Consider the following 8,190-nt stretch of genomic DNA (forward strand, 5'->3'; position numbering starts at 1 on the left):
AGTTCACCTCCTCCATCCTCTCATTCTCACTATTTTTATAGTAGCGGTTAGAGGCAATTGAAAAACGACAAATACTTGAACCATTGTTTAAGGTTGCAATAACTGGATCTGATACTAAATTTCCTTCGATAACGACAGATGATGTAATACAATTAACCTTTTAAGCAATTAAATATTTCTTTATCATATAAGCAGTTATAAGTATTAAATTATTTAAAATTTTCATTAGACTTAATGTATATTCTGTTCTTTAACACTAAAAATATTAATTAAAAAAAATATTTCTACTGCTTAGCTAATCGTTAAATTTTACAAATTAAAATATATCCAACTATAGCGCTACCTTTTGAGGTCTTATCGGCTCCTGTGATACGGTAATTAGAGGCCTAAAACACCTAAAATCTTGATTCAAGGCGCTGTTTGTCCATTTTGCATTATTTCGGGATTTTTCAAGATCGAATTTTTACAACTAAAAATGCAATTTTGATAGCGGATTATATGTTTTGCAACCATTTTAATATACATTGATGAATAATTTGATTGTGTGCCAATTCGTTAATTAGTGCAGAAAACTGCTTTATTTAAAACTTTCTATTGCACAACAGCTTGTCCGTTCATTAAAATCGGCAACAGCCAATCACGGATTGCTGCAAGTTTTAAGTTCTCTTTTTTCATTGCTAACATTTTGTCGAATAGCGGCGAAATCACATCTTGAAATTTATCATAGATTCTCTTATTAAATGCAATGTAGAGATGATTTATTGATTCTGATGCATGTAAAATATTAGAGCCTGTAGCATATTTATTTATCACTATTTGCGCATAGTCTGATTTGAAAATAGAATAAATTACAGCGTTGTTTATCGCACCTTCTAAATCAAAAATTTTCCGCAAACCGGTCGAATAACCTCCAACAAGTCCAAAATCAACCTTCCCTACAGTTCCGTCAAAGGTGACACATACATCTTCGAACTTTAAAAGCTTGTTGTTAAGTAATTTTGGATCAACATAAGTATCGCTCTGTGACCCCACATCACTAACACGATAATATGGCACAAATCCATTTTTATTAATGTTTGAATAATTCTTTGCTCCAACTTCAACACCTCTCTCAAAGGCAAATCTTTTATTAAGCGGAATACATTCCCAGCCTTTGGGAATTTTTCGTTTGAGTTGTTTGTCCAGCACCATTTCACCGCCAGAAGAACGGTAAGATTTACCGTCTATGTCAGGAAAATCAAACTGCACAAACCAATAGTCATAGATTGTTTTTATCATTGCTTCCAACTCAGCGGCAATACGTTTGTTTAATGCAATTTTTTTATCAATTGCTTCTAACGGTCTGATTATCATTTCTTGATACAGATGATCTTTATAATAAGGCACCTCTAACATGTGTAGCACATTCCTATTTACTCCAGGAACTGTACTTTTATCTTTTCCATCTACATTAAGGGCATACTGCAACAAATAATAAATATATTTCGGAAGATTCCCTTTAAAGTCTTTAACATACAAAGATGTGTTTAAGGGCCAACATTTACCATCATAATAATAGATTTTTCCTATTGTGCCGTAGCGGCCTGTAACTACATTTTCACCACCAACTTTATATTCGTTATGTGTGCCAGAAAAACCAGCTGAGCTGATAACTGGATACTCGCCCTCAGTTCGATATTCTGATGGCAAATCATAGCCTCTTTGAAACTGAAGTATATCTCCAATCGGTGAAATTGTGATTTTATTCATAATTCACCCGACCAAGTTGAGTTTTTATTTCATCTTCCAACTTTTTTCCTTCAACAAACATATTATCTAGTCGCTTGGAGAATTTTGTCATCTTATCCTTAAATTCATCTGGCGTCAGTTCAACATATTCAATTTTAACTTCAAAATACTGTCCAGCACTAAAAGACATTCTTTTTGCTTCAATATCAGAATAATCCACGGCTACGCAAAAACCATCTTCAGATTTAGCCTCATTAAAAGCGTTAACAATTTTTTTAATCTCATCAACACTAAGAACAGTTCTCTGGTTTCTACCATCTTCTCTTATTCTTGTTCCAAGGTTAGACGCATCCATTAAGACTACCTTATCAGTGATGTTCTCTCGGTCTATAAATAGAACAGAAACGTTTGTGCCTGTAGTTGCGAAAATATTTGATGGCATAGAAATAACACCACGTAGCATTTTGTTTTTTATTAAATATTTACGAATACTATTTTGTATTCTTGCTCCAGCAGTCAAAAAACCCGTTGGTACAACCACAGCTGCCTTGCCTTTATCTTTCAATGAAAAAACAATATGTTGTAGAAACATAAGATAGATCGCCATTTTACTCTTATCTTTTTTAGGAATGTTGGGTACTCCCACCCAAAACCGCTTCTTATGTTTCTCTCCTGCTAACGTATCTCTATTTTCGCTAAAATCAACATTAAAGGGTGGATTACTGACAATATAATCAAATTGTGCAAGTCCATCTTTATTTGGATTTAGGTGACGGGGATTAGCAATTGTGTCATCGTGCACCACATTCGGTAGAGAGTGAACAAGATCATTTAAAATAAGATTCAATCGTAAAAATTCATTTGACTTCTGTGAAATATCTTGCGTGTAAATAGTACAGTTCTGCTCTCCAATTTCATGGGCGAGCGCTAGAATCAATGTACCTGTTCCAGCCGCAGGGTCATACACCGTGACGTTCTTAGCGCCATGCGGAACCATAATTTGCGCGATGATACTGGAAATCGAATGTGGCGTGTAGTACTCGCCATATTTACCGAAATCTTTATTGTAGTCTTTAATTAGATACTCAAATATTGTAGCAAAAAAATCATACTTTTGCTCGAATACTCGATCGAAACTATATTCGGCAAGCTTAGTAATAATAGCACGACAAAAACCATCTTTTTTCTCTTGTTCAATTACATATTGTGAGATCTTGTCAAACAGGCTGATTCTTGATTGTCCTCCTGCTCGAACAGAGAAAATATCAATATTAAAATTTGCTATATCCACTAGAGTATCATCGAAAAGCACATGAAAATCTTCTTCATTCTGGCGGTTAAATAAAAATGATATAAAGTGCTCAGGTTTTAATCGTGCTGTCGAAGCTCCGAAATCTAAAAGCATTAATCCATAATCCTGTTCGGATATTGTAGACATAGCAGACTCGATTTCAGCTACTGTCATATTTTCATATTTCGGTACGACTTTCCTAGCCTCGTAAATAAACTTGTCGTTAATAAATTTATACAAAAACACTTCAGTAATTATTTTATATTCACTGCTCGCATTTCCTAAACCGTAGTTCGTACAAATCGCCTTTAGGTCATCAATCATCGCTTTTGTTAGCGTTGTTACATCTAATACTTGCATCAGCTTGCCCAATTCCTTTCATCAAAATATTCGTTTGATATGCATTCCCCCACATTTTTAATTTGCAACGCAGTCAGTGGCACATCGTTTTCAACAAACCCCTGCTTAATAAGGGGAAACATATCTTTCATGAAATACGGCTCATTGTCTAATAGTTTCGCATTGGAAAACACTCTTTCATCTATTTGGTATTTAAGATTAAGCAATATATTGTGCAGAACAGAGTCAGCTGCGAGTGGAGGTGGTGTTTCTTTCATACGTTTATGCGCTCTCATAAATTTAGGGTCGTTTTCATATTTTGCCATGAGCATCTGGTCAGCCAAATTTTTTTGCTCAGCTGCTTTGCGTATACGGTCAAGTTCTGCAATATTAGCTGCCATTTCCTCAGCAGACAACTCTTCAATGTTTTTCTTGCTTAAGAGTCGTTGCAACTCTTCCAAAAGAGAGATATATTCCAAATCTTTTGGATCAAGATTGCGCTGCATTTCCAGACGAGTACTCTCAAGACTTTCTCTAAATCTGTCGGCTATGACCATTTCGCTTTCATCAACTTTCGTAAAATGAAATTCTATCTCACTCAACGCCAGGTTAAGAATAGCACTCATATCTTCAGCACTTTGAAGACTTCGCTTGAGATTGATCAAATTGATACGATTATTGACTTCACTGTACAGAGCGTTAATATTACTCAAATCAAATTTATCAGATAGTTCATAATATCCGTACAATTTTGCAATATTAAAAAGTTCCTTATACAATTCCAAAGCATGTCGTAAATCAATTAATTCAGTTTTATCCTCAATAGCTGATATCTGTTGTGAAAACACTTCAGCATTCTCTGTGTCATACAGAAATAGTTTTTCTGCGATATAGTGTAAATCATTTTGGATTTCTTTCGGAGTTTTAAAGATGTTATCATATTTTTCAATTTCATCACCTAATTCGGCTTGTAGTTCATTAAAATATGCTTTATTTGTCTTATCAAATTCTGCCTTAATGTCGGCGAAATCAACCACGTAGCCATAACGAAGCATTTTATATGGACGATTAACACGAGTTAGTGCTTGTAATAATGAGTGCTCTCTAATGATGCGCCCTAAATAAAGTTTTTTTAAGCGAGGAGCATTAAAGCCTGTGAGAAGCATGTTAAACACAATAAGGAAATCAATTTGCCCCTTCTTGAAATCATCACGGTTGTTATGTCGAGTATCAGTGTCATCTTCATCATGAAGAATAAGCGCAGAGGCATACTCCGTTTTTTTCATTTCTTCGAATATGGCTCTTGCCTGCTTTGAAGAATCACACACAATCATGCCGCCAATAGTAAAGTCATTCATGACAATTCTACTTTTATCAAAATCGGTGATGATATACTTGACAAGGGGAGCCACATATCTTGGATGAGAATATAAATCTTCTCTTGAAATTGCTCCCCTAAGGGTCTCTATTTCATGCAATGCAGATTGTAACTTTCTTTTATACGTTGTCGAAATTTCCTCACGAATGAGTTTAAGTGTATACCCATCTTCAATAGAGCGATTGTAATAATACGTGTGGATATAATCACCGAAAACCACTTTTGAGTCGTATTTTTTACCTGATACCAGTATCCCCTTATCATCATATATGGCGCCAATTAGTGGAGTACCGGTCAATGCAATCATCACCGCATCACGGTCGGAAGAAAGAAGGTTAGCAAGGAAACTTCCTGTCGGTTTATAGCTACGATGCGCCTCATCAAGAAAATATATACGTTGAACATTTACATTGTAGTCTGATTTTCGTGCTATCGAATCTTGTGAAAATTTTTGAATATTTACCACAGTGATGGTATCAGCTCCAGTGGTGTTTGTTTCTCCTTGCGATTGAATATTGGCAATGAAATCATTTTTTGAGTTTACTTCTTCTACGAACAGACCGCGAGCACGAAATTCGTTAGCTGCTTGAGTGAGTAGATCAAGTCTATCTACAATAAAATAAAACTTTGCGATAATTCCTCGTTTTTGATAATAATCTTTCAAATAGGCAACATTATAAAATGCAAGTGCCGTTTTCCCACTACCCTGAGTATGCCAAATGATGCCTTTTTTGGCCCCAGAGTTTAATTTTTGCTCTATAGCTTTCGTTGCAAAAAGTTGCGGGTAACGCATAATATGTTTTTCAAGAGTAATAATCCCATTATCATCTGTTCTTTCTACATAGGCTATAGCATATTTTAGTATCATCATGATGCGATCATGAGAAAACAGAGAAGTAATAGTTCTATTTGTGGGCGATCTTGGTGATAGATTTGTGGCATATTCTGGAGAATGTTTAAGAGACACTAAATTAGTATCTTTTAATATGGCGATTTCTTTTTGTTCATCGATAGGGGTTATCTTGGTAAAAATACTCTTATTTTCTTCTCGGAAGTGGCTGAAAAATAGTTTATTGTAACTGCTGGAAGCATAGAAAACACCTTCAAGCGGTACAACTTCAGTGTGATCATATTCACTATTATTAGAAAACACCATCATTTGTGTAACGTTAATGAAGCGTTTGAATTTCTCGTTTCTACATCGTTTATTCATACGAGTATATTCCGCTTGAATACCATCTTTGTTGTTTGGTTTTTTAACTTCCAGTAAAGCAAGTGGCATTCCATTTATGAGCACTGTAATGTCAGGGCGAAACTCATCATTACCATTTTTATACGTCAGCTCAGTCACTACTTGGAAAGAATTGCCACTGCCGTCCTTTTTGCTGAAATCAACAAGTCTTAACCCTTGATAGCCTGAAATAAGCAATCGATAAAAAGCTCTGCCGAGATCATCAGCTGAAAGTATTACTTTAATTTCATTAATGATTTTCTGCACATCGGCTACAGAAAGACTAGTTCTATTTATATTGTTGATGGCATCACGAAAAACATTGATAAAGATATTTGTATCTTCATCAATAAAGTCCTTGTGATTTTTTAGTGAAACATATTCATAATTGAGCCGTGTAAAATGTACTAATGCTGGAATCTTTACTCGTGAGTTTTCATTATGTGGACTACTCATATTACCTCCTCCCTCTTTAGTAACGTATTTTAGGCGTGCTCAATTTTCATTTCCATGATATCACTTATATCACATTGCAAAGCCATACAGATTTTTTGTAATGTCTTTGTATTTACATTCTCATTCCTACCAAGCTTTGTGACGGTTGCAGAGCTAATACCAGCAAGTTTTTGTAGATCTTTCTTTTTCAAATCTTTATCTATGAGCATTTTCCACAGTTTTTATAGCTTACACCCACACTTACACCTCAAATATACCATCCTTCTCTTACAATTATATAATCAAATGCTGTTCATAACAATAATTACATTTAACATCATAAGTATTTTACTTCGATTGCTCAAATTTTAGATTTTACATTTCTCTATTGATTCTCTTCATTCTTCGACATTACCGCTTCCATGTCAGTCGACAGGTTTGCAAGCTATAAAGGGCTGGCTTACACATGAAAGCATCACATGGAAATTTCTAGAGGACATTCGCCGCAAATGAATAAATTTTGTCTTGAAAAAATCGCTCTTTTAGCAAGAGCCTCGTTAGCCGTGAATTATTTTTTAGGAAGCCATAACCAATATATTATGGATTCATTAAAATATGGTTAAAATTCTTCTCGCCCTATCGTACTCAAAATAATGTTATAATATCAGCCAGGACCATATTAGTGTGTATTTGATCTGTTAATGCATCTTTATACAGGGAGGAAAACATGCAGAACACTATAGAATTAATTCTCGAAAATTACGTACACAGCAGTCAAAATGAATCCTTTACGCAGAATCCCACACAACATCTGTTAACAAGAGCATTAAGGAAGCAGATTGAAGAAACAGCTTCTATCAATACACAGCAGTATTATGTAAAAGGTTCCGCAGGACAAGCTAATTGGGCTGCTATTCCTTGGGCGGCGGTTTTTGACCGTGAGATTACCACGACCGCTACTAAAGGTTTTGGTATCGTTTATCTGTTTTGTAAAGACATGAGTGGTGTCTATCTGTCTATTAATCAAGGGTATGATTTTTATTATAAAAAATATAGGACTGCTGCTGCTTTAGATAAAATAAAATTGATAGGCTCACATTTAAGAAATAAATTACGCAGCGACTCGACCAACTTTCCCCTAGAAGAAATCGATCTTAAAATCTCGAGCAATGATGATTTAGGGGTAGGATATGAGGCAGGAAATATCATTGCAAAATATTATCCTGGTAATTCAATTCCACCAAACAATGTGCTGGTAAGTGATTTAAGGGAGTTAATGGGGATATTTTCTGAAATGAAAGCATTCATTCCTAAAAAAGACGATGATTTATCCTCATGGGTTGAACACATTAGCACTATCGCTACAACTGGGATAGAGGAAGACGATGGGGAGTTTCAGCCCACTATTCAAACTGAAACTCCTCAAGAATTTGTGGATGAGCCTGTTGAACGCCCATCTCAAAGTTCTTCTAGTTCCAGTTCAACTTATCGCCGGAATCCACAGAAGGCAGCTAACGCATTGTGGAATGCCGACTATAAATGTGAATACGATCCAACTCATAAAACCTTTACAAGTAAATCAAGTGGCAATTCATTTGTTGAAGCCCATCACCTCATACCTATGAGTGAACAAACTAACTATGAAAAAAGTTTAGATGTAGGTAACCGTCAAATCGTCGCCCCTATGAAATAGCTATTGCCTCTGCCACTATTGTGTTGGAGGTAATTATGGCTAAAAAGCAATTCTCCCATGAACAACGGATCTCTTACGTACGAGAATGTTTGAAG

At 35.3% G+C, this 8,190-nt stretch carries 5 protein-coding genes; 1 reads left to right on the forward strand and 4 read right to left on the reverse strand.

The features are described from left to right. Positions 1-591: 591 nt before the first annotated feature. Genes M0R38_12370 through M0R38_12385 form a run of 4 tightly spaced genes read right to left on the reverse strand, consistent with a single transcriptional unit; the run spans position 592 to position 6,632 of the window. A complete protein-coding gene (locus M0R38_12370) occupies positions 592-1,749 on the reverse strand; it encodes a restriction endonuclease subunit S (protein MCK9482528.1) in 1,158 nt (385 codons plus the stop codon). Then, a complete protein-coding gene (locus M0R38_12375; GenBank protein MCK9482529.1) occupies positions 1,742-3,379 on the reverse strand; it encodes a type I restriction-modification system subunit M in 1,638 nt (545 codons plus the stop codon). Before M0R38_12375 ends, M0R38_12370 begins: the two co-directional genes overlap by 8 nt. Further along, positions 3,379-6,423 (reverse strand): DEAD/DEAH box helicase family protein, encoded by a 3,045-nt coding sequence (locus tag M0R38_12380; protein MCK9482530.1) that lies wholly within the window; start codon positions 6,421-6,423, stop codon positions 3,379-3,381. The genes M0R38_12375 and M0R38_12380 overlap by 1 nt, the downstream gene beginning before the upstream one ends. Positions 6,424-6,452: 29 nt before the next feature. Further along, positions 6,453-6,632 carry a helix-turn-helix transcriptional regulator gene (locus M0R38_12385; protein ID MCK9482531.1) on the reverse strand — a complete coding sequence of 60 codons (180 nt, stop codon included), beginning with the start codon at positions 6,630-6,632 and terminating at the stop codon, positions 6,453-6,455. A 497-nt stretch (positions 6,633-7,129) separates the two neighbouring features. Here M0R38_12385 and M0R38_12390 point away from each other — a divergent pair, with 497 nt between their 5' ends. Next, positions 7,130-8,095, forward strand: coding sequence for a DUF3578 domain-containing protein (locus tag M0R38_12390; protein ID MCK9482532.1), 966 nt, complete (start codon positions 7,130-7,132; stop codon positions 8,093-8,095). Positions 8,096-8,190: the final 95 nt, after the last annotated feature.

It is taken from the genome of Bacteroidia bacterium, assembly GCA_023228875.1.
Taxonomy (GTDB): domain Bacteria; phylum Bacteroidota; class Bacteroidia; order NS11-12g; family UBA955; genus JALOAG01.